19 protein-coding genes are annotated in these 23,274 nt (G+C 45.6%); 9 read left to right on the forward strand and 10 right to left on the reverse strand.

The features are described from left to right. Positions 1 to 23: 23 nt before the first annotated feature. The 4 genes from glnG to glnA form a co-directional block, all read right to left on the reverse strand. The gene (glnG, locus tag Q5H80_RS00440; protein WP_017099572.1) at positions 24 to 1,427 is read right to left on the reverse strand and encodes a nitrogen regulation protein NR(I); all 1,404 of its coding nucleotides are present in this window, start codon (positions 1,425 to 1,427) and stop codon (positions 24 to 26) included. 110 nt (positions 1,428 to 1,537) lie between these two features. Beyond that, the gene (gene glnL, locus Q5H80_RS00445; protein WP_012602997.1) at positions 1,538 to 2,614 is read right to left on the reverse strand and encodes a nitrogen regulation protein NR(II); all 1,077 of its coding nucleotides are present in this window, start codon (positions 2,612 to 2,614) and stop codon (positions 1,538 to 1,540) included. 168 nt (positions 2,615 to 2,782) lie between these two features. Continuing rightward, positions 2,783 to 3,352 (reverse strand): DUF4124 domain-containing protein, encoded by a 570-nt coding sequence (locus Q5H80_RS00450; RefSeq protein WP_304566270.1) that lies wholly within the window; start codon positions 3,350 to 3,352, stop codon positions 2,783 to 2,785. Between the two features lie 246 nt (positions 3,353 to 3,598). Continuing rightward, on the reverse strand, positions 3,599 to 5,008 hold the full coding sequence (glnA, locus tag Q5H80_RS00455) for a glutamate--ammonia ligase (protein ID WP_009848037.1): 1,410 nt from the start codon (positions 5,006 to 5,008) through the stop codon (positions 3,599 to 3,601). A gap of 563 nt (positions 5,009 to 5,571) precedes the next feature. Between glnA and typA the strand changes: the two genes are divergently transcribed. Further along, entirely contained in the window at positions 5,572 to 7,404 is a 1,833-nt protein-coding gene (gene typA / locus Q5H80_RS00460; protein ID WP_086050279.1) for a translational GTPase TypA, read from the forward strand. A 192-nt stretch (positions 7,405 to 7,596) separates the two neighbouring features. Here the strand turns inward: typA and Q5H80_RS00465 are convergent, their stop codons facing one another. Further along, entirely contained in the window at positions 7,597 to 8,127 is a 531-nt protein-coding gene (locus tag Q5H80_RS00465) for an AAA family ATPase (protein WP_304566272.1), read from the reverse strand. A 20-nt stretch (positions 8,128 to 8,147) separates the two neighbouring features. After that, the gene (locus tag Q5H80_RS00470) at positions 8,148 to 8,789 is read right to left on the reverse strand and encodes a DUF2959 domain-containing protein (RefSeq protein ID WP_304566273.1); all 642 of its coding nucleotides are present in this window, start codon (positions 8,787 to 8,789) and stop codon (positions 8,148 to 8,150) included. A gap of 205 nt (positions 8,790 to 8,994) precedes the next feature. Here Q5H80_RS00470 and Q5H80_RS00475 point away from each other — a divergent pair, with 205 nt between their 5' ends. Genes Q5H80_RS00475 through Q5H80_RS00485 form a run of 3 tightly spaced genes read left to right on the forward strand, consistent with a single transcriptional unit; the run spans position 8,995 to position 11,294 of the window. Next, positions 8,995 to 9,936, forward strand: a complete 942-nt coding sequence (locus Q5H80_RS00475; RefSeq protein ID WP_304566274.1) for a virulence factor BrkB family protein — start codon at positions 8,995 to 8,997, stop codon at positions 9,934 to 9,936. Then, positions 9,908 to 10,342 carry a D-aminoacyl-tRNA deacylase gene (gene dtd, locus Q5H80_RS00480; RefSeq protein WP_304566275.1) on the forward strand — a complete coding sequence of 145 codons (435 nt, stop codon included), beginning with the start codon at positions 9,908 to 9,910 and terminating at the stop codon, positions 10,340 to 10,342. Before Q5H80_RS00475 ends, dtd begins: the two co-directional genes overlap by 29 nt. A gap of 16 nt (positions 10,343 to 10,358) precedes the next feature. Continuing rightward, on the forward strand, positions 10,359 to 11,294 hold the full coding sequence (locus Q5H80_RS00485; protein ID WP_009848032.1) for a bifunctional GNAT family N-acetyltransferase/hotdog fold thioesterase: 936 nt from the start codon (positions 10,359 to 10,361) through the stop codon (positions 11,292 to 11,294). A 39-nt stretch (positions 11,295 to 11,333) separates the two neighbouring features. Here Q5H80_RS00485 and Q5H80_RS00490 read toward each other — a convergent pair whose 3' ends face one another. From Q5H80_RS00490 to hslR, 4 genes are all read right to left on the reverse strand, one after another. Beyond that, positions 11,334 to 13,304, reverse strand: a complete 1,971-nt coding sequence (locus Q5H80_RS00490) for an AsmA family protein (protein WP_304566277.1) — start codon at positions 13,302 to 13,304, stop codon at positions 11,334 to 11,336. A 154-nt stretch (positions 13,305 to 13,458) separates the two neighbouring features. Further along, a complete protein-coding gene (pckA, locus tag Q5H80_RS00495) occupies positions 13,459 to 15,084 on the reverse strand; it encodes a phosphoenolpyruvate carboxykinase (ATP) (RefSeq protein ID WP_304566279.1) in 1,626 nt (541 codons plus the stop codon). A gap of 337 nt (positions 15,085 to 15,421) precedes the next feature. Further along, positions 15,422 to 16,315 (reverse strand): Hsp33 family molecular chaperone HslO, encoded by an 894-nt coding sequence (hslO, locus tag Q5H80_RS00500; protein WP_009848029.1) that lies wholly within the window; start codon positions 16,313 to 16,315, stop codon positions 15,422 to 15,424. An 18-nt stretch (positions 16,316 to 16,333) separates the two neighbouring features. Next, positions 16,334 to 16,720: a ribosome-associated heat shock protein Hsp15 gene (gene hslR, locus Q5H80_RS00505; RefSeq protein ID WP_012603005.1), complete on the reverse strand. Its 387-nt coding sequence runs from the start codon at positions 16,718 to 16,720 to the stop codon at positions 16,334 to 16,336. 279 nt (positions 16,721 to 16,999) lie between these two features. On the opposite strand from hslR, the gene gspC reads away from it, so the two are divergent. The 5 genes from gspC (at position 17,000) to gspG (ending at position 23,244) form a co-directional block, all read left to right on the forward strand. Beyond that, positions 17,000 to 17,923: a type II secretion system protein GspC gene (gspC, locus tag Q5H80_RS00510; RefSeq protein WP_304566280.1), complete on the forward strand. Its 924-nt coding sequence runs from the start codon at positions 17,000 to 17,002 to the stop codon at positions 17,921 to 17,923. Positions 17,924 to 17,963: 40 nt separating this feature from the next. Further along, entirely contained in the window at positions 17,964 to 19,988 is a 2,025-nt protein-coding gene (gene gspD / locus Q5H80_RS00515) for a type II secretion system secretin GspD (protein WP_304566281.1), read from the forward strand. Further along, positions 19,988 to 21,490 carry a type II secretion system ATPase GspE gene (gene gspE, locus Q5H80_RS00520; protein WP_304566282.1) on the forward strand — a complete coding sequence of 501 codons (1,503 nt, stop codon included), beginning with the start codon at positions 19,988 to 19,990 and terminating at the stop codon, positions 21,488 to 21,490. Before gspD ends, gspE begins: the two co-directional genes overlap by 1 nt. Position 21,491: 1 nt before the next feature. After that, entirely contained in the window at positions 21,492 to 22,712 is a 1,221-nt protein-coding gene (gene gspF / locus Q5H80_RS00525; RefSeq protein WP_304566283.1) for a type II secretion system inner membrane protein GspF, read from the forward strand. A gap of 88 nt (positions 22,713 to 22,800) precedes the next feature. Beyond that, positions 22,801 to 23,244 (forward strand): type II secretion system major pseudopilin GspG, encoded by a 444-nt coding sequence (gene gspG / locus Q5H80_RS00530; RefSeq protein ID WP_304566284.1) that lies wholly within the window; start codon positions 22,801 to 22,803, stop codon positions 23,242 to 23,244. The last annotated feature ends 30 nt before the right edge of the window (positions 23,245 to 23,274 follow it).

Raw genomic sequence — 23,274 nt, forward strand, 5'->3', positions numbered from 1 at the left:
ATGTATATAGAGGCATATAAAGATCAGTACAACTCTTTGAGTTTACGAGTCAGGGTATTTCTTCCCCATCCTAAAACTTTCGCTGCATCTTGTTTATGTCCATTAGTATGGTTGAGTGCGGCCTCTAATAATATACGTTCAAACTCGGGTAGAGCATAAGTCAGCAGCTCTTTTTCGCCGGAATCAAGTGCACTCTTGGCCCAATTAGCCAGCAGTTGTTGCCAATTACCATCAGTACCTTCGCTGATCACAACCTTCTCTTCCAATAACTCAGGAGGCAGATCCGAAGGAAGTATTTCACTACCACTTGCCATTACTGTTAACCAACGACAAATGTTCTCAAGCTGACGTACGTTACCCGGCCAATTTAGCTGATTGAGCTTCATGATGGTCTCTGAGTGCAGTGTCTTCACTTCTACACCAAGCTCTTCAGCGGCTGATGCTAGGAAGTGGTGAGTCAGCTTTTCAATGTCCTGTTTACGTTCGCGCAGTGCCGGAATATGGATTCGGATAACATTGAGTCGATGGAAAAGGTCTTCACGGAACCCACCGTCATGTACTAAGCGCTCAAGATCTTGGTGGGTTGCGGCAACGATACGAACATCGACCTTAACCGCAGAATGTCCACCTACGCGATAAAACTGGCCATCAGACAGCACGCGCAGTAGTCGAGTCTGAATATCAAGTGGCATATCACCAATCTCATCAAGAAACAGTGTGCCGCCGTTGGCCTGTTCGAAGCGTCCTTGGCGGACGCTGTTGGCTCCAGTAAAGGCACCTTTCTCATGGCCAAACAGTTCTGACTCGATTAGATCTTTGGGAATTGCTGCCATGTTTAGTGCAATAAATGGTTTCTTTGCTCTTGGGCTGTGACGATGTAAGGCGTGTGCGACTAGTTCTTTACCTGTACCTGATTCACCATTGATCAGTACGGAAATGGATGACCGAGACAAACGACCGATGGCGCGGAAGACTTCCTGCATCGCAGGCGCTTCGCCAATGATTTCTGGCGCGTTGGTGTCTTCTACTGCTTCACTCGCCTGTTCGCGTTTCTGCTCTTGGCTGTGGGCGATTGCTCGCTCTACTAAAGTCAGTGTCTCATCGATATCAAACGGCTTTGGCAGATACTCAAAAGCGCCTTTTTGATAAGCATTTACCGCCGCATCAAGGTCTGAGTGCGCGGTCATAATGATCACTGGCAGGTCGGGAGAGCGTTGATGAACCTGATGCAAAAGCTCGATACCGTCAATGCCGGGCATGCGAATATCAGATACCAATACATCTGGCGTCTCGCGCTCAAGAGCAAGTAATACGCTCTCTGCATCAGCAAATGTTTCACACTTTATATCCGCAGATGAAAGTGTTTTCTCTACTACCCAGCGGATAGAGCTGTCGTCATCGACGACCCAAACGTATCCCTTACTCATAATTCAATTCCTTTGCAGCCAAATCTATTGTGATAATCATTGTTGTTTTTATTGTTCGGTATTCAGTGTTGCCAATGAAACGTTGTTTCCAGTGGGAGACACAGCTTTGCTTATATTGGCAAATAAATCGTGAATGTGGTGTTGCCCGGCCAGCTTTCAACATCAATTTTTCCATTGTGTTGATCGATCAGGTTTTGAGATATCGATAGCCCTAGCCCTGTGCCTCCTTCTCGTCCGCTGACCATTGGGTAAAACAGGGTGTCTTTCAATTCATCGGGGATACCCGGGCCGTTGTCGCAGATCTCAATGCGAGCGGCGAGTTTGTGTCGCTGACCATGAATGTTTGCTTGATGCACCGTTCTGGTGCGAATGGTGATTTTCCCTGATTCTTGAGCCTTCAGAATCTGAGCTGCGTTGCTCACGATATTGAGCATGGCTTGTTCTACCTGTGCTGAATCCATCAAGATGTCCGGTAGGCTCGGGTCGTAGTCTCGTTCGATGACGAGTGTTGAACCTGATTCTAGCTCGACGAGTTGCCTTACTTTTTCAAGTATTTGGTGAAGGTTCTCTTCCGATTTTGTCCCCGGTTTCTGTGGGCCAAGCAGGCGATCGACCAAAGCTCTCAGGCGGTCGGCTTGCTCAATAATGATCTGCGTATATTCATTAAGGGACTGATCAGGGAGCATTTTACCAAGTAGCTGTGCGGCACCTCTTAATCCGCCCAATGGATTCTTAATCTCATGGGCTAATCCGCGCACCAATAGTTTAGCCGCTTGTTGTTGTGCGTGTTGGTTGAGCTCTTGGCTGAGGCGTCTTTGTTGATCTATCTTACGCATTTCAACCAATAACAGCGTTTCTCGCTGCCAAGAGATTGGGCTCACCGTTACCTCAAGCATTAGTGGGCGGTTATCAACCACAAAGGTAACGTCACTGTCGGTAATGCTCTGGCCACTTTGTAGCGGTTGAGTCAACAGCGCTAAATCCAGTGAGGCGTGTTGGATAAGTTGGCTCAGAGGGTGATCAACGATACGTCGTGCACTTTGCGAAAAGAGTTGTTCAGCCGCCGGGTTGGCATATCGGACATACAGTTGCTCATCGAGCATCAATGTTGAAGTCACCATATTATCGAGAATGGCGCTGGAAAGATGATGTGTATCTATGCTGTCGCTTTTGGCTGATCGATTCACTATTTCGTCCTTGAACTGGTGTTTTTCTCACTGCACCAAATTGGTGCGAAGCTAAGTTCAAGTATGGCGCATATCAACCAGAAGCTAAAGATAATTCATTAGAGTCGCTGAAAGCTGCTTCGATCAGGTGAAAAGTGGAGGTAATTTGGCCTCTTTTAACACATTGGCTTACTTGAGCGTCGCTCGATGTAAATACACGGTGACTGGACTAGTAGATGCAATAAGCTTGCCGCTTCTATGTGCTTGAATTGTAATGGTGTGAGTACCTCGATCGATACCTTTCAATTCCCAATTAGGTTGGGTTTGTGGAGCGCCATAACGACGACCATCGAGCATCAATTGCAACTGCTCTCCAATACCAAGCTTGCGGTTGAGTTCTATTTTTATTGGGATTAAGCCACGGTTGCTGCGGATGGTTTGATCATGAATAGGAGTCAGCATGGTGAGGGCTAACTGAGCAGGTACCTCTCGTTTCGTGTTATCTGTTTTGTCCTGAGTTTGAACTGGTGTTGCCGTTTTAGTTGTAGAGGGATCAGCAGCGTCAACAGGCGTTGAAGCCTCAAATTTAGGAGCAGGCGCGGAAGCTTGTACGTCAGGTAGGTGAAGAGCCTCCGCACCTTGATCGGTAGGGGTATCACTAAAGTGAAGCACACCATCCTTATCTTCCCAGGTGTACACCGTTTGAGCAGAGCATGAGAGAGTGACTGCTAAACCGATGAGGAGCAGTTTGTTTTTCATATCTTAGCCTCTTTTCTACCGCAAGGTTGCTTCACGTGTGACACTGATTTTATTGTGCTTAATGTTGATTGTATTTAGCGAGATAACCTCTAAGAGGTTTTTGTCATTGGATATGTTACGAATAAGGAGAGGGCTGGAGAATAGAAAAAAGGCCCGCCTGCGAGGCGAGCCTAATATTTTTTAGTGCTTCTTACATGTTGCAATAGCTTTTACTGCAGTAAGAATTACATGCTAACCGACTGAGGATTAAACTGAGTAGTACAGTTCAAACTCAAGTGGGTGTGTAGCCATGTTCACGCGCTGTACATCGTCAGATTTCAGTGTGATGTAAGAATCAATGAAGTCGTCAGAGAATACGCCACCAGCAGTTAGGAACTCACGGTCTTCGTTAAGTGCTGCTAGAGCACCTTGTAGAGATTCTGCAACTGTTGGGATTTCAGCTGCTTCTTCTGCAGGAAGGTCGTATAGATCTTTATCCATAGCTTCGCCTGGGTGGATCTTGTTCTTAATACCGTCAAGGCCAGCCATAAGCATTGCTGAGTAGCATAGGTATGGGTTAGCTGCTGGGTCACCAAAACGTAGCTCGATACGACGTGCTTTCGGGCTTGGTACTACTGGGATACGGATAGAAGCAGAACGGTTACGTGCTGAGTAAGCAAGCATCACAGGTGCTTCGAAACCAGGTACAAGACGCTTGTATGAGTTCGTTGATGGGTTAGCAAATGCGTTGATTGCACGAGCGTGCTTGATTACACCACCGATGTAGTAAAGAGCCATTTCAGATAGGCCGCCGTACTTATCACCAGCAAACAAGTTTTGTCCATCTTTGTTCAATGACATGTGAACGTGCATGCCAGAACCGTTGTCACCAACTAGTGGCTTAGGCATGAATGTCGCTGTTTTGCCAAATGCGTGCGCAACGTTGTGTACAACGTACTTGTAGATTTGAGTCTCATCCGCTTTTGTTGTTAGCGTGTTGAAGCGAGTTGCGATTTCGTTTTGACCCGCCGTTGCAACTTCGTGGTGGTGAGCTTCAACAACTAGGCCCATCTCTTCCATTACTAGACACATTGCTGAACGGATATCTTGAGATGAATCGACAGGAGCAACTGGGAAGTAACCGCCTTTAACGCCAGGACGGTGACCTTTGTTACCGCCTTCGATGTCAGAACCTGTGTTCCAAGCTGCTTCTACGTCATCGATCTTGAAGAAAGAGCCAGACATGTCGTTTGAGAATTTAACGTCGTCAAATAGGAAGAATTCTGGTTCTGGACCCACTAGAACTGTGTCTGCGATACCCGTAGAACGTAGGTATTCTTCAGAACGTTTAGCGATAGAGCGTGGGTCACGGTCGTAGCCTTGCATTGTTGCAGGCTCAAGGATGTCACAACGGATGTTTAGCGTTGCATCTTCTGTGAATGGGTCCAGTACAGCAGAAGCTGCGTCTGGCATCATTACCATGTCAGATTCATTAATGCCTTTCCAACCAGCGACTGAAGAGCCGTCAAACATTTTGCCTTCTTCGAAGAAGTCTGCATCAACTTGGTGAGAAGGAATAGAGATGTGCTGCTCTTTACCTTTTGTATCAGTAAAACGTAAGTCGATAAATTTAACTTCGTTCTCTTGGATCAGGGATAGTACATTTTCTACTGACATCTTGGATAACCTCCAGTGTTATTAATTCGGTATTAGCTCGATTCGGTTGAAACCAGCATTGATTAATGTCTATACGTGCATTAATCGATGCTGATTTATCTATAGCCAAAAACGTGCCAAAAAAATTATTCCATTAATTTCAATGATTTACTTGTTTTCTTGTTTTGCGCACTCTGACTTTTGCACCAAAATGATCTTTGATTGCACGATATTAGTGCAACTATTTATCTGTGCACCAATATGAGACATAAGCGAACACCATTCAGCAATGAATTGCCTAAGTTGTCAATCCACTTTTGTTATTTTACCGGAGATTTGGTTGCCCACTTCGCGGGTGATACCTTTCGATAACCCTACGAATTAGTCGACTAGACACTGTGCGGAACCAAAGTTAAGCGGATATGAATCGCTAATAAAGAAAAAAGCCTTGGTTCAGATCACATATTTCTGGGTTTTTGTCTAGAATCTGGTATATTATTGACCGTTTTTTAAATCAAGCTAGCGGTTATTATCCAAACTTTTGAGATAAGTGACGGCTACTTTTATGAGTGAATCGAGAATCCATGTCTACTCCACAGATTGATAAGTTAAGAAATATCGCGATCATCGCGCACGTTGACCACGGTAAAACGACTTTGGTTGATAAACTACTACAACAGTCAGGCACTCTTGAGTCTCGTGGTGAAGCTGAAGAGCGTGTCATGGATTCGAATGACATCGAAAAAGAGCGTGGCATTACAATCCTTGCTAAGAACACAGCAATCAACTGGAATGATTACCGCATCAACATCGTAGATACTCCGGGACACGCGGACTTCGGTGGTGAAGTTGAGCGTATCATGTCTATGGTTGACTCTGTTCTGCTTATCGTTGACGCAGTTGATGGCCCAATGCCTCAAACTCGTTTCGTAACGCAAAAAGCATTCGCACACGGTCTTAAGCCAATCGTTGTAATCAACAAGATTGACCGCCCAGGCGCTCGTCCTGATTGGGTTATGGATCAAGTATTCGACCTTTTCGACAACCTAGGTGCTACAGATGAGCAACTAGACTTCACTGTTGTTTACGCTTCAGCTCTAAACGGTTGGGCAACAATGACTGAAGGCGAAACTGGCGAGAACATGGAACCATTGTTCCAAGCTGTTGTTGATACAGTAGAAGCGCCTGCAGTTGACCTTGACGGTCCACTACAAATGCAAATTTCGCAACTTGATTACAGCTCTTACGTAGGTGTTATCGGTGTTGCTCGTGTTACTCGTGGTTCTGTTAAGCCAAACCAACAAGTAACTATCGTGAATGCTGAAGGCAAAAAACGTAACGGTAAAGTAGGTACTGTACTTGGTTACCTAGGTCTTGAGCGTCACGAAGTAGAACAAGCTAACGCTGGCGACATCATTGCAATCACAGGTCTTGGTGAGCTGAAAATTTCAGACACTATCTGTGACGTAAACAATGTTGAAGCAATGGAGCCTCTATCTGTTGATGAACCAACAGTAACAATGACGTTCCAAGTAAACACTTCTCCGTTCGCGGGTAAAGAAGGTAAGTTTGTAACTTCACGTAACATCCTTGAGCGTCTTGAAAAAGAATTGGTTCATAACGTTGCACTACGTGTTGAAGAAACTGAAAGTCCAGACCGTTTCCGCGTATCAGGCCGTGGTGAACTTCACCTTTCTATCCTGATCGAAAACATGCGTCGTGAAGGTTTCGAGCTAGCAGTATCTCGTCCAGAAGTAATCATCAAAGAAGAAGATGGTCAGAAAATGGAACCGTTCGAAACGGTTACTATCGATGTAGTTGAAGAGCACCAAGGTGCGATCATGGAAAGCATCGGTCTACGTAAGGGTGAGCTAACAGATATGGCACCAGATGGTAAAGGCCGTGTTCGCATGGACTTCATGATGCCTTCTCGTGGTCTTATCGGTTTCCAAACTGAATTCCTTACAATGACATCTGGCTCTGGTCTTATTTACCACTCGTTCGATCACTACGGTCCTTACAAAGGCGGTATCATTGGTCAACGTAACAACGGTGTTCTAATCTCGAACGCGACTGGTAAAGCACTGACTTACGCATTGTTCTTCCTTCAAGCTCGTGGTCGTCTATTCACAGAGCACGCTGATGAAGTTTATGAAGGTCAAGTAATCGGTATTCACAACCGTTCAAACGACCTGACAGTAAACTGTCTGAAAGGTAAGCAACTAACAAACGTTCGTGCATCTGGTACTGATGAAGCACAAGTGCTTTCTCCACCGATCAAGCACACTCTAGAGCAAGCTCTTGAGTTTATCGATGAAGATGAACTAGTAGAAGTAACGCCACTAAACGTACGTATCCGTAAGAAGCTTCTTACTGAAAATGAACGTAAGCGTGCAGCACGTCCAGCTAAGGCTTAATTGCCAGCTGACTAGCTTCTAGCTATTCAAGCAATACGTTTTAGAGTAAATAAGAAAGCCCCGTGTAGCCTAGCTGCTCGGGGCTTTTGTTTTATATGGTGTTGGAGTAGATACGGGTAAACGAGATGCAAGATACGAAGGGCGTTCAAGTATTCGTCATCCTCAAGAGGGAGCAACGACCGAGTTGGGGATCTAGCTTTTGATACCTAAGTAACGCTCAACGAATTGAAGCCGCTCATCGACCGACATAAATGGCACCTCGACGACCTCATAACCTAGCTTTTGATAGACTCTGACTAGCGCGTGGTGAATCTCTAATGCCTCTTCAAACGGGTAAGGCCTCACATCATCCTGTACGTAAATCGATGCCTCAGGACGACAAAACAAGATTTGTGGGTGGTAGCCTTGGCTCGCTTCTCGGTAGCTCTCATCAACCTCAAGATTAGCCTGAGACAAGTAACCACAGATATCTGGAATGGCGCGATCAAGAAAAGTAATTTGGTGCTGCTTCGCTTGCTCTTTTTGCTCGCTCATCACGTCTAAGCACAAGTGAGCAAAGCCCGGTAGGTCTAACCAAGGTAAGATACCGTTCTCAAGTTGGCTCTGTTGTTCTATCAACTGACGAGAGGATTCTGCAAATATGGGGTAACCCGCGTTACCCAAGGCATTGATCAGTGTAGTCTTCCCGGCTCCGGGCCCGCCAGTAATAATGATTGGCTTCATCGTGTTCTGTCTCTGAAACGTTATTTTTGGTTGAGTTGTGCTAAGAACTTATCCGACTCAGCTATCGCAGCATTCATCTGTTTTATCGCGTAGGCGATGTCTTTTTCTAAGTTCATAAACTCGCCCTGCAATGACCCCACCGCACTCGCATTGAGGTTGTGTTTCAGATAAAGGGTGTTGTCGCGAAGGGTGTTAAGTACCGGGTCCATTTTCTTCTCAGCCCGTTTCATCGCTGAAAGCATGGTCAGGTAAGATGATTTGGTTTCACGCAGCTTTTTCTCACTTGAACGACGCAGTGAATCGCTGGTGTAGAGATCTAACTCTCCCTGCCACTCTTCAAATAGCGCATCTGACACATCTTCAATCGCAGCAATTCGGTCACTGACATTTTGCGCGGCTTTCTCGCTGTTTTGGTATTTATCGTTGATTTGGTTGTACATGTCTTCAAGGTCGCCGCCACTAAAATTAGTCAGGCTACTCAAGGCTTCAAGTGCGCTAGTAAACTCTTCCTGAGCATCCTGTTGCGACTTTTTAGCGTCTTCCACTCTATCAACCATAATGTCGCGTTTGTGATAGCCCACTTGCTCCATTGCGGAGTAATAAGCTGATTGGCATCCAGTAAGAGTAAAAATAGAGAGGACTATAACTATTAAATAAGGCATCCTAGTTTCCTATAGTTAGATAATATCAATCGTAGTAAATAACTGTTCAACCTAGCTTGTTAAAATGCTCGATAACGGCGTTAGAATTTTTGATTGTAGAATGACTACTTATCGAAAAACTCTTCCTTGTTCTCAAGCCTTTTTCCTACGCTATTTTCGAATATTTACTTACTGTGATTAATATAACGGAATATTAATTAGGACTATGAACGAGTTACCAGGGAGTTACAAGTTGAAGATAAAAAAGGCAGCTACAGGAAGCATCCAGTTTTCCCGCTATCTTCTTACGCGGATGACGCACGATAGGGTCAATGTGAATGCGGGGTACTTGGCGTACATTACTTTGCTCTCAATTGTGCCGATGTTGACGGTTCTGCTCTCTATCTTGTCGTCATTTTCAGTCTTTGATGATGTTGGCTTAGTGATTCAAAACTTTGTTATTACCAACTTTGTTCCAGCTTCTGGGGATGTGGTGCATAGTGCTTTACTCGAATTCGTTGCTAATACGGGCAAGATGACTGCGGTAGGCAGTGTGTTCTTATTCATTGCAGCATTGATGCTGATCTCCAATATCGATAAGAACCTAAATTACATCTGGCGAGTAACGGAAAAGCGTCGTGCCGTGTTGTCTTTTTCGATGTATTGGATGGTGTTAACGCTTGGGCCTATTTTGATTGGGGCGAGTATTGCTGCAACGTCATATGTGACATCATTGAACTTGTTGCAAAACGAAGTTGTGTCGAGTGCTTTTAATACCGTGATTCGCAAGCTTCCTCTAATTACTTCTTTCTTTGCGTTTTTCGGCCTGTATCTATTGGTTCCCAATAAAAAGATACACTTTTCCCATGCGGCAGCGGGCTCTTTGGTCGCTGCTCTGTTGTTTGAGCTCAGTAAGAAAGGTTTCGCGGCTTACATTACTCAATTCCCTTCTTATCAGTTGATTTATGGCGCATTAGCGGCGATTCCCATTCTTTTTGTTTGGGTCTATTTGTGCTGGTTGATTGTGTTAGTGGGTGCTGAAGTGACAGCCGCGTTGGGCGAGCAGGAACAGTGGAGTGACTCTCAAGAAATGGTACACTCGTCGGATAAAGACAAAATTACAGAGCAAGGAAACAACAGTGATAGCACTGATCCAGAGAGTAAGTGAAGCTGCCGTCCGTGTTGATGGCGAAGTCGTGGGTGAGATTGAGCAAGGCTTATTAGTTCTGTTAGGTGTAGAAAAAGGTGATGACGAAGCCAAAGCCAAACGTTTGATGGAACGAGTGACCACTTATCGTGTCTTTGGAGATGAAGACGGTAAAATGAATCTCAACGTGAAGCAGGTGGAAGGAAAGGTACTCGTGGTGTCTCAATTCACTTTACCAGCTGACACCAAGAAAGGGACACGAGCTGGATTTTCTCGCGGTGCTCACCCAGAAGATGCAGAGCGTCTTTACAACTATTTCTCTGACCAGTGTGAATCAGTGTTGCCAACGGAACGTGGCCGATTTGCAGCCGACATGAAAGTGTCTTTGGTTAATGATGGCCCAGTAACATTCTGGCTTCAGGTTTAGGCTTAAAGGAATAAGCATGTTTAAACTCATAACCCCGACCACTGAAAATCAACTGAACAAGTATTACCATTTTCGCTGGCAAATGCTCCGCGAACCTTGGCGAATGCCGGTCGGTTCAGAGCGCGATGAATATGACCCAATGAGTCATCACCGCATGATTGTTGATGGTCGAGGTCGCCCGATGGCGATTGGTCGTCTCTATATCACCCCAGATCTAGAGGGCCAGATTCGCTATATGGCGGTGAAGAACTCTCGCCAAAGCAAAGGCATGGGCTCACTTATCTTGGTTGCGCTAGAGTCACTGGCACGTCAAGAAGGGGCGAAGCGTTTGGTGTGTAATGCACGTGAAGATGCGATCTCATTCTATGAGAAGAATGAGTTTGAGCGTCGTGGTGAGATTAACGACCAACGCGGGCCTGTGCGTCACCAGCAGATGGTAAAACCTCTTGATCCAATGGCTGATGTACTGCGCAAACCAGAATGGTGTAATGAGCTTCAGCAGCGCTGGGAGCATCAGATCCCGATCAGTGACAAGATGGGCATTAAGATCAACCAATACACTGGTTATCAGTTTGAATGTAGCGCTCAGCTGAACCCAAACCTTAACCCTCATAACACCATGTTTGCTGGCTCAGCTTTTACGCTTGCGACCTTAACCGGTTGGGGAATGACTTGGCTACTGATGAAAGAACGTGGCCTAACTGGCGACATCGTTCTAGCAGACAGTAATATTCGTTATCGTCATCCGGTCGAGCAAAACCCAGTGGCATCCACGTCATTGGATGGGATCAGTGGCGATTTAGATCGCCTCGCGTCTGGCAGAAAAGCTCGTATCATCATTCACGTGACCATTAACAGTGGCGACGTGGAGGCGGTTGAGTTTACGGGAACCTATATGCTGATCCCTGACTACAAAAAGAGATTATCAACAGACTCCAACGTAAGCGTATAGCTGACAATGGCTAGCAGATAAAGATACAGATAGAAGGCGCTACTCTTGTGGAGTGGCGCTTTTTTGTTGGCAGTCGTTAATCTCGGAATACTCAGCTTGGGTGAGCTTTCCTGAGATTTGATGGCATTGGTCCGATAGTGTGATCGAGAGAGAGTGTTGCTCTGCTTTTAGCAAGTCGAGCTCTCCAGACAATTCGCCATTTAACGTTTGAATCCTTTGTTCGCCTTGCTCTGCTGCCGACGCACCAATAATGTCTACTGGTTCGAGTGTGAAGCGTCCACGGTCAAAATTCGCATTGAGCTCTGGGATTTCAAACACGTTATCAGTCGATGTTTCAGAAAGCTTATTATTAAAGGTCATCACACCTTGGCGAACGCTACCAGTGAGTTGACCTGTTGTGGAATAGCCGAGCATTAATGAATCGCCGTATAAACCCGCAGCTTGAAGTTCAAACTCGGCATAACCGGTTGCGTCGAGTGGTAGTTCAAGTTGCTGTAACATGGGTGCTATCGGTAATCCATCGGCAGAGATATCTAAGTTCCATGGCTTACTGATTTGGTTGAAGTCGAGTGTTGCGTTGGCTTCAATATAGCCGTGCTTTAGTGGGACAAACAGGCGTGTCAGCGTCCATTTTCCTTGCTCGCTATTCATTTCAACCACAGGTTGAGCACTAATAATGTTTTGGTAGCTGGCATCATTCGCGCTGGCCATCAGCTTTCCTTGCCAAAGACCTAGCTTTCTATCCTGTAGAAGTTGAACTTGATACCCCTCGATATGTAATCCTGAGACCTGCCAGTAAGGCTTTTGTGCGAGTTGGATAAGTTGGCTGCGTTCTATGTTAAGTCGGCTAATCTCGACGCTCTGGAGCTGCGTGAGCCAAGGTATCAAGCGAGTGGCGGGTAGAGGGCTATCTTGGCTTTCCGTAAGCCACTTTATACCTTGCAGGTCGAGCTGTGCTAATTCAATGCTGTTAGGGGTTACTGTGCCATTAAGTTGAACAGTGCCTTGTAGGAATTGAGTATAGAGGTCTTCAATCAGAATCTGGTTCGGATCTAAATTGAGCTTGATACTTGGCTCTATGAACATGTCATCATCAATGCTCACTCCCTCGGCTTGCAGAGAGAAAATAGCTTTCTGTTGCTTCCACAGCTCAAAAGGCAGTTGGATATTTTCTAGTGAGGCATCAAAAGCTGCGAAGTGGCCGTCTTGCCACTCTACATCGCTACGCAGAATATCTAAGCTATTGATGTGATTGATCTGAATACCTGCTACATCCCACTCTTTGCTTAGTAGGCTTTGGGTCTGTTTCTGATTGAGTCGTAAGCCATCGACGGTCACATTCACCAACGACCAACCTTGCTGATACTGCTCTGCTTGACCAGAAATTTTGGCACCACGCCAGTCAAACGAAGCGCCATAAAGGGTGCTATCACTCGGCTTAAGATCTAGGTCAATCAACAGGTTATCGAACGCTTCGCCTTGCCAATACAGCTGTGAGGCTGAGAGCTGGATTTTGCCATAGGGCAGTAATGCGATGTTGTCATCCCATGTTGGTTCGGATATCTGAAAGTCGGTGCCTCGCGCGTTAAAGTCTGGGGTTGAAAAGTCGAGATTGTTGATGGCCAGCTGGTGGATCTTAATGCTTGGCTGGGTAAATAAAGAGGTGAGTGTTTCTAGGTCGTTGGCTTCTAACTGTAGGCCACTGATCAAAACGGATTCAAAGACCAGTTTGGCCTCCGTAATCGAGCTGGAGCTGAACCAAAGGTCAATCTTGTCGATATACAGCGGTGTTTGTTTTTCAGGTTGGCTTTGGGTAATGCCCATTAAGGTGATGTGATAAGGCGCCTGGTACTTAACATCTTCAATGAGCACACGTTGTTCAATCGCATGTTTGATAAAAAAGTTAGTAACATCCGCACGGTATTGAGTTTGCAGGCTTAATAGCAATGCTACGATAGTTGCAACGGCGATAGCCAACGCAATGCCGAACACCATGAATACCTTTTTCATTCCCTGAAAGCCTTAAATTTCAATCGTCTCAAAACAGAGTGGAACAAAAAGGGACAAGCAGCAACAAAAAAGCCCCTCAAAAGAGGGGCTTGCTACAAAAATATCACTTTAAATTGGGCGTTCGCTTTTGGCTAAGCCCGAGCAGATGATTGTGTTAGTCCAGTTGAGGACCTGCCGCAACCAGTGATTTACCTTCAGCGTTGTCAGTGTACTTATCAAAGTTGTTGATGAAGCGCTCTGCTAGATCTTTCGCTTTGCTTTCCCATTGTAGTGGGTCAGTGTACGTGTCGCGTGGGTCAAGGATCGCAGGGTCAACATCGTGCAACGCTAGAGGCACTTCTAGGTTAAACATAGGGATAACCTTAGTCTCAGCGTTGTCGATTGAGCCATCTAAGATAGCGTCGATGATGCCGCGAGTATCTTGAATTGAGATACGTTTTCCAGTGCCATTCCAACCAGTGTTCACAAGGTAAGCTTCAGCGCCAGCTGCTTCCATACGCTTTACAAGCACTTCAGCGTACTGAGTTGGGTGAAGAGTTAGGAATGCCGCACCAAATGCCGCAGAGAACGTTGGTGTTGGCTCAGTAATACCACGCTCTGTACCTGCTAGTTTCGCAGTGAAGCCAGATAGGAAGTGATACTTCGTTTGCTCCGGAGTCAGCTTAGATACTGGTGGTAACACACCAAATGCATCAGCAGTTAGGAAGATAACTTTTTGAGCGTGACCTGCTTTTGATACTGGCTTAACAATGTTGTCGATGTGGTGAATCGGGTAAGAAACACGAGTGTTCTCTGTTTTTGAACCGTCATCGAAATCGATAGAACCATCGCTACGGACCGTTACGTTTTCTAGCAGTGCATCGCGACGGATTGCATTGTAGATTTCTGGTTCTGCTTCTTTAGATAGACGAATCGTCTTCGCATAACAACCACCTTCGAAGTTGAAGATGCCATCGTCGTCCCAACCGTGCTCATCATCACCGATTAGCTCACGCTTAGGATCGGTTGATAGGGTCGTTTTACCTGTACCAGATAGGCCGAAGAATATCGCTACATCGCCTTCTTCACCAACGTTAGCACTACAGTGCATTGAAGCAATGCCTTGCAGAGGAAGCAGGTAGTTCATCATTGCGAACATGCCTTTCTTCATCTCACCACCGTACCAAGTACCACCGATGATTTGAACGCGCTCTGTTAGGTTGAAAGCAACGAAGTTTTCAGAGTTTAGACCCTGCTTTTCCCAGTTAGGGTTAGTTGTTTTAGCACCGTTCATTACCACGAAATCAGGTTCGAACGTTGCTAGCTCTTCGTCAGTTGGACGAATGAACATGTTCTTAACGAAGTGTGCTTGCCACGCTACTTCAGTGATAATACGCACACTTAAACGCGTATCTGGGTTAGCACCACAATAACCGTCGATGACAAACAGACGCTTGCCAGATAGCTGAGTTGTCACAAGCTCTTTCAGCTCACTCCATACTTTAGTTGTAATCGGTTTGTTGTCATTTTTGCCTTGATCTGACCACCACATGGTATCGCGCGTGGTGTCGTCTTTAACAATGTATTTATCTTTAGGTGAGCGTCCAGTAAAGATACCAGTGTCAACCGCAACAGAGCCTAGTTCCGTTACTACGCCTTTTTCGTAGCCTTCCAAACCTGGCAGTGTTTCTTCAACGAATAACTGCTCGTAGCTAGGATTACGAAGAACTTCAGTAACGCCAGTCAGTCCGTGCTTAGTTAGATCAATTTGTGCAGCCTTAGTATGTTCCATAACGGTCATAGGTGCTCCTTGTAGGATATTTTGTAGGGATTTTGTATAAATTTTTTATTGTTATCTGCTCACCATGCTAGCAACGAGGCTCGGGGGAAACAGGGATATAGCTCAAAAAATATCCATGTTAACCATGGGGTTTTAAGCGCCTCATCACATATTGGCCTGACTAGTCTATCCTGTACGCAAACCTTTGCGCTAGAGGAGAGAACATTATTAATTGATTAAAATTAAGAGGTGATTTTATTACGAGATGTTACGGAGTTTGCGATATTTTGATCACAAAAAAGGCCAGCGTAGTGCTGACCTTTTTGGGGTAAATTACGTGTTTTTGGTACGCCGTAAATTAATGAACCGTATTGCTGCCTTTATCTGCTGCTTCGGCATACAGAGCATCAACATCATTCTTGTCGAACGAGTAGTTTGTGCCACAGTAATCGCAGTGTAGAGCAACGCTGCCTTCAGTGCTAAGAATGTCGTAGATCTCTTCTTGAGCGACAGTAATGATAGCGGCACCGCTTCGATCACGTGAACAACCACAGAAGAATTCAACCGGTTGTGGTGTGAACAGCTGTACTTTCTCTTGGTTGTACAAACGGTAAAGCAGTTCGTTTGCTTCTAGAGTGAATAGCTCTTCATTTTTAACTGTGTCAGTTAGCTGCTCTAGGTGCTCGAAGTCATCTGGTGTACCGGTGCCGTCTGGCATCACTTGTAGCAACATACCCGCAGCGTGTGCTTTGCCTTCATGCTCGCCCGTGCGCAACCATAGACGTGTCTTTAGCTGTTCAGAGTTTGCGAAGTAACCTTCAAGGACTTCAGCTAGAGTGTCACCTTCAAGACCAACGATACCTTGGTAACGCTCACCTTTCTTAGGATCGATAGTGATCACTAGGTGACCTTTACCTATTAGATCGTGCAGGCCAGCGTCGTCGGCAATGTCACCATCAAAGCGAGCAACGCCACGGATCTTCTGATCGTTATCGCCATTGATAACAGCTAGAGATACAGGGCCATCACCTTGCAGTTGCATCGTGATAGAGCCTTCAAACTTTAGAGTCGCCGTGAGTAGCGTCGTTGAAACCAGTAGCTCACCCAACAGCTTTTGTACTGGCGCTGGGTATTCCTTGCTAGAAATAATCTGTTGGTACGCTTCGTCCATCTGTACCAATTCACCACGAACTGATAGGTCTTCAAATAGGTAGCGATTTAAAACATTACTTGTAGACATTGGGTTGGCCATTTGGCTATTCCTTCTAGCTTATTGAGTCTTGAACTTGATGATGTCACGACGTTGCTTTTTATCTGGGCGACGTTCTGGTGCTGGGCTATGAGCATTCAGTTTACGTTGTGTTGCAAACTCTTCTCTCTTTGCCAAGCTCTCGGTGGTTTCTTCATAGAGGGTTTGAGCTATAGGAGCTCCACCACGATGAGCCGAGATTTTCTCGATTGTCACCGTCTTTTCTTCATTACCTTGGCGCAGGGTAATCACTGCTCCAAGTTCGACAATTTTACTTGGCTTGCTGCGCTGACCATTATAGTGGACTTTGCCACCATCGACCATATTGCGAGCAATAGACCGGGTTTTGTAAAAACGAGCTGCCCACAACCATTTATCGAGTCTGACAGCTTCATTAGTAGTTTTCATATAGGGCTGTGCCTTATTAAGTGAGAAATGAATGCGGTTTAACTGTAATGAACAGTGCGCAACATGCTTTTAATTACATTAAGTAGAAGCTTAAAGTGGAGGCGGTTGGCATTTTTTTCAAGTCATAATACAAAATAGCCATGTAATGCCGCTTTATAGATTTGCTATGATATAGTTCAGGATCTTATGCTTAAATAAGCTTGGTATCGAACGAATGAATAAAAAAGCTGAAAGTTTAATGATTTGCAGCATTTGTCGTCATGAAAAGGGGCAAGGAAAGTGAACTTTTTAGAGCTCAAGAATCGCGCAGGAAATTCTCCTGTGTTGAGCCGCTTATTAGAAAATGGATTTGTACTTCAGCAGAAACTAAGCCTAGCGATGTGTTGTATGTTGATTGCAGCTTCCGCATGGATTTTAGGACAGCTTGCATGGTTTATTGAACCTGCTGAGCAAAACGTCGTGCCTTGGAAAGCAACAGCTTCATCGTCTTCTACTCCTCAATCGACCCTGGATATTTCTTCTTTGCAGCGGAGCAACCTTTTTGGTGCCTATAACCCAACCACGCCTGTTGTGGTTGAGCAGCAAGTTATCCAAGATGCGCCAAAGACACGATTGAACTTAGTTTTGGTAGGTGCAGTCGCCAGTTCTAATCCAAAACGGAGCTTAGCGGTCATTGCTAATCGCGGTACGCAGGCGACATACGGAATTAATGAAGAGATAGAAGGCACTAGAGCTAAGCTTAAAGCCGTATTAGTCGACCGTGTGATTATTGATAACTCAGGTCGAGACGAAACCTTGATGCTTGAAGGTATTGAGTACAAACGTTTAGCTGTCTCAGCACCAGCACCACCTCGCGCTTCTTCTTCGGTTCGTGGTAATAATCCCACTTCAGCAGAAGAGAAGTTGGATGAAATTAAAGCGAAGATAATGAAAGATCCGCAACAAATCTTCCAATATGTTCGACTGTCCCAGGTGAAGCGTGACGATAAAGTGATTGGTTATCGAGTGAGCCCGGGCAAAGACTCAGAACTTTTTAACTCAGTAGGGCTCCAAAATGGAGATGTTGCTACTCAATTAAATGGGCAAGACCTGACAGACCCAGCTGCTATGGGCAATATATTTCGTTCTATCTCTGAGCTAACAGAGCTAAACCTCGTCGTCGAGAGAGATGGTCAACAACATGAAGTGTTTATTGAATTTTAAAACCTTGCGTCTAACGAAGACGAAAGTGTAGGAGAAGTACGTGAAGCATTGGTTTAAGAAAAGTGCATGGTTATTGGCAGGAAGCTTAATCTGCACACCCGCCGCCATCGCGAGTGATTTTAGTGCTAGTTTTAAAGGCACTGATATTCAAGAGTTTATTAATATTGTTGGTCGTAACCTAGAGAAGACGATCATCGTCGATCCATCGGTGCGCGGAAAAATCGATGTGCGCAGCTATGACGTACTTAATGAAGAGCAATATTACAGCTTCTTCTTAAACGTATTGGAAGTGTACGGCTACGCAGTCGTTGAAATGGACTCGGGTGTTCTTAAGATCATCAAAGCGAAAGATTCTAAAACCTCGGCAATCCCAGTTGTTGGCGACCGTGATTCGATCACAGGCGATAGCGTTGTAACTCGTGTTGTGACGGTTCGTAATGTCTCGGTTCGTGAGCTATCTCCTCTGCTTCGTCAACTGAATGACAACGCGGGCGCGGGTAACGTGGTGCACTACGATCCTGCAAATATTATTTTGATTACCGGCCGAGCGGCGGTTGTAAACCGTTTAGCTGAAATCATCAAGCGTGTAGACCAAGCGGGTGATAAAGAGATTGAAGTCGTTGAACTAAAAAATGCTTCAGCAGCGGAGATGGTGCGTATTGTAGATGCATTAAGCAAAACTACGGATGCGAAAAATACGCCAGCCTTCCTACAGCCTAAATTAGTTGCCGATGAGCGTACCAATGCAATTCTTATCTCAGGGGACCCTAAAGTACGTAGTCGTTTAAGAAAGTTGATTGAACAGCTTGATGTGGAAATGGCGACTAAGGGCAATAACCAAGTTATCTACCTTAAATACGCAAAAGCAGAAGATTTAGTCGATGTGCTGAAAGGCGTATCAGACAACCTGCAGTCAGAGAAACAAACATCAACCAAAGGCAGTTCATCGCAGCGAAACCAAGTGATGATTTCGGCTCATAGTGATACGAACTCGTTGGTGATTACCGCACAGCCAGACATCATGAACGCGCTGCAAGACGTGATCGCTCAACTCGATATCCGTCGTGCTCAAGTGTTGATTGAAGCCTTAATTGTTGAAATGGCAGAAGGTGACGGCGTTAACCTGGGTGTGCAGTGGGGCAACCTAGAAACGGGTGCCATGATTCAATATAGCAATACAGGTGCATCGATTGGCGGTGTGATGGTGGGGCTAGAAGAAGCAAAAGACTCGACAACAACCAAAGCGGTTTACGATAAGGATAATAATTTCCTACGTAATGAAACCACGACAGAAAAGGGTGACTATTCAACGTTAGCATCTGCTCTTTCTGGCGTTAATGGTGCTGCAATGAGTGTGGTTATGGGCGACTGGACTGCCTTGATCAGTGCGGTAGCAACCGATTCAAACTCAAACATTCTGTCTTCTCCAAGTATTACGGTAATGGATAACGGCGAAGCGTCCTTTATCGTTGGTGAAGAGGTGCCCGTTCTAACCGGTTCTACAGCAGGTTCAAGTAACGATAATCCATTCCAAACGGTTGAGCGTAAAGAAGTGGGTATCAAGTTGAAAGTGGTGCCGCAGATCAATGAAGGTGACTCGGTACAGCTACAAATAGAACAAGAAGTATCGAACGTATTAGGGGCAAACGGGGCAGTAGATGTTCGTTTTGCTAAGCGTCAACTTAACACGTCAGTGATTGTTCAAGATGGTCAAATGCTGGTGTTGGGTGGCTTGATTGATGAGCGTGCACTGGAGAGTGAATCTAAGGTGCCGTTCTTGGGTGATATTCCTGTTCTTGGACACCTATTCAAATCAACCAGTACTCAGGTTGAGAAAAAGAACCTAATGGTATTCATCAAGCCAACCATTATTCGTGATGGCATGACTGCAGATGGTATCACACAGCGCAAATACAACTTTATCCGTGCAGAGCAGCTGTACAAGGCTGAGCAAGGCTTGAAACTGATGGATAACGATAATATTCCAGTACTTCCTAAGTTTGGCGATAGCATGAATCATCCTGCTGAAATCCAAGCCTTCATCGATCAAATGGAAGTAGAATAATGGCTGAATTGGTAGGGGCGGCACGTACTTATCAGCGCTTGCCGTTTAGCTTTGCGAATCGCTACAAGATGGTGTTGGAATATCAGCACCCAGAGCGCACGCCGGTACTTTATTATGTTGAACCTCTGAAATCGGCGGCGATCATTGAAGTGAGCCGTGTTGTGAAAAATGGCTTCATGCCACAAGCGATCGGCGCAGACGAATTTGATAAAAAACTGACGGACGCGTACCAGCGTGACTCGTCGGAAGCTCGACAGTTAATGGAAGATATTGGTGCTGACAATGACGACTTCTTCTCGTTAGCGGAAGAGTTGCCACAAGACGAAGACTTGCTTGAATCAGAAGACGACGCACCGATCATCAAGTTAATTAATGCGATGTTGGGTGAGGCGATTAAAGAAGGTGCTTCGGATATTCATATCGAAACCTTCGAAAAGTCATTGTCGATCCGTTTCCGTATTGATGGTGTGCTGCGTGATGTGTTAGCACCAAGCCGTAAATTGGCTCCGCTGTTGGTTTCGCGTGTCAAGGTTATGGCTAAGCTGGATATTGCGGAAAAACGCGTGCCACAAGACGGTCGTATTTCTCTACGTATCGGCGGCCGAGCGGTCGACGTGCGTGTTTCTACCATGCCTTCTTCGCATGGTGAGCGTGTAGTAATGCGTCTGTTGGACAAAAACGCCACTCGCCTAGATTTACACAGTTTGGGTATGACGGCAGAGAACCACGAGAACTTCCGTAAACTTATTCAGCGCCCACACGGTATTATCTTGGTTACCGGTCCTACGGGTTCTGGTAAATCAACGACCTTGTACGCTGGCCTACAAGAACTTAACAGTAACGAACGCAACATCCTTACCGTTGAAGACCCAATCGAATTTGATATTGATGGTATTGGACAAACACAGGTAAACCCTAAGGTTGATATGACCTTTGCGCGTGGTTTGCGTGCCATTCTTCGTCAAGATCCCGATGTAGTGATGATTGGTGAGATCCGTGATTTAGAGACTGCTGAGATCGCTGTTCAAGCCTCTTTGACGGGTCACTTAGTCATGTCGACTCTTCACACCAATACGGCAATCGGGGCGATCACGCGTCTGCGTGATATGGGCATTGAACCCTTCTTGATCTCTTCTTCTCTGCTGGGTGTTTTGGCTCAGCGCTTGGTCCGTACTCTGTGTAACGACTGTAAAGAACCTTACGAAGCCGATAAAGAACAGAAAAAGCTGTTTGGTATGAAGAAGAAAGAGAGCCTCACACTTTACCATGCAAAAGGTTGTGAAGAGTGTGGCCATAAAGGTTATAGAGGTCGTACCGGTATTCATGAGCTACTGATGATTGATGATTCGGTACAAGAGCTGATTCACAGTGAAGCTGGCGAACAGGCAATTGAGAAAGCGATTCGTGGCACAACCCCAAGTATTCGAGATGATGGCTTGAGCAAAGTTCTGAAAGGGGTAACGTCCTTAGAAGAAGTGATGCGAGTGACTAAGGAAGTCTAGTATGGCGGCATTTGAATACAAAGCGTTGGATGCCAAGGGTAAGAGCAAAAAAGGCTCAATTGAAGCAGATAATGCTCGTCAGGCTCGCCAACGTTTAAAAGAACAAGGCTTGATGCCGGTTGAGATGACCGAGGCTAAAGCAAAAATAGCGAAAGGTGCTCAGCCATCGACCAGTTTTAAACGTGGTATCAGTACGCCTGATTTGGCTTTGATTACTCGTCAGATATCAACGCTCGTTCAATCAGGCATGCCGCTAGAAGAGTGCTTGAAAGCGGTTGCTGAGCAGTCTGAAAAGCCACGTATTCGAACTATGTTACTGGCTGTCCGATCTAAAGTGACAGAAGGTTACTCGCTAGCGGATAGCTTGTCTGATTATCCACACATCTTCGATGAGCTCTTTAGGGCCATGGTTGCGGCGGGTGAGAAGTCTGGGCATTTAGACGCGGTATTGGAGCGATTAGCCGATTACGCTGAAAATCGTCAGAAGATGCGCTCTAAGCTGCTCCAAGCCATGATCTATCCTGTGGTACTGGTGGTGTTTGCGGTGACGATAGTCTCCTTCTTGCTCGCCACCGTAGTACCTAAGATCGTTGAGCCGATTATTCAGATGGGCCAAGAACTTCCTCAGTCGACACAATTTTTATTAGCCTCGAGTGAATTTATTCAGAATTGGGGTATCCAATTACTGTTGTTGACTATTGGTGTGATTGTTCTTGTGAAGACCGCGTTGAAAAAGCCGGGAGTTCGTATGAGCTGGGATCGAAAATTGTTGAATATTCCGCTGATCGGCAAGATAGCGAAAGGGATCAATACCTCTCGTTTTGCAAGGACACTCTCAATTTGTACCTCGAGTGCGATTCCAATCCTTGAAGGGATGAAGGTCGCGGTTGATGTGATGTCGAATCAACATGTGAAAAAACAAGTATTACAAGCATCAGACAGTGTTAGAGAAGGCGCAAGCCTGCGTAAAGCATTGGATCAAACCAAACTATTTCCCCCGATGATGCTGCATATGATCGCCAGTGGTGAGCAGAGTGGTCAGTTGGAACAGATGCTGACAAGAGCGGCTGATAACCAAGACCAAAGTTTTGAATCGACGGTTAATATCGCGTTAGGCATTTTCACCCCAGCGCTTATCGCGTTGATGGCCGGTTTGGTGCTGTTTATCGTGATGGCGACGCTGATGCCGATGCTTGAAATGAACAATTTAATGAGTGGATAACGTACTGCTCATCAGACGTTAGTTTTTGGATTATCGAGAAGAAGGACATTATTACCTTCAACTCGCTATCTGTAATTTGGAGAAAATAATGAAAAACAGAATGAAAAAACAGTCAGGCTTTACCCTATTAGAAGTGATGGTTGTTGTGGTTATCCTTGGTGTTTTAGCTAGCTTTGTTGTTCCTAACCTTTTGGGTAACAAAGAGAAGGCGGATCAACAGAAAGCCATCACGGATATTGTGGCGCTAGAGAACGCGCTAGATATGTACAAACTGGATAACAGCGTCTACCCAACAACGGATCAAGGCCTTGATGGATTGGTTTCTAAGCCAAGCAGCCCAGAGCCTCGTAACTACCGTGACGGTGGCTACATCAAGCGTCTACCTAATGACCCATGGGGCAATGAGTACCAGTACCTAAGCCCTGGCGATAACGGCACTATCGATATCTTTACACTTGGCGCTGATGGCCAAGAAGGTGGAGAAGGTATTGCTGCGGATATCGGTAACTGGAACATGCAAGATTTCCAATAAGCTTCGGCTTATTGTCGCTTGATAAGTTCC

Source organism: Vibrio sp. SNU_ST1 (assembly GCF_030563405.1).
Lineage (GTDB): Bacteria > Pseudomonadota > Gammaproteobacteria > Enterobacterales > Vibrionaceae > Vibrio.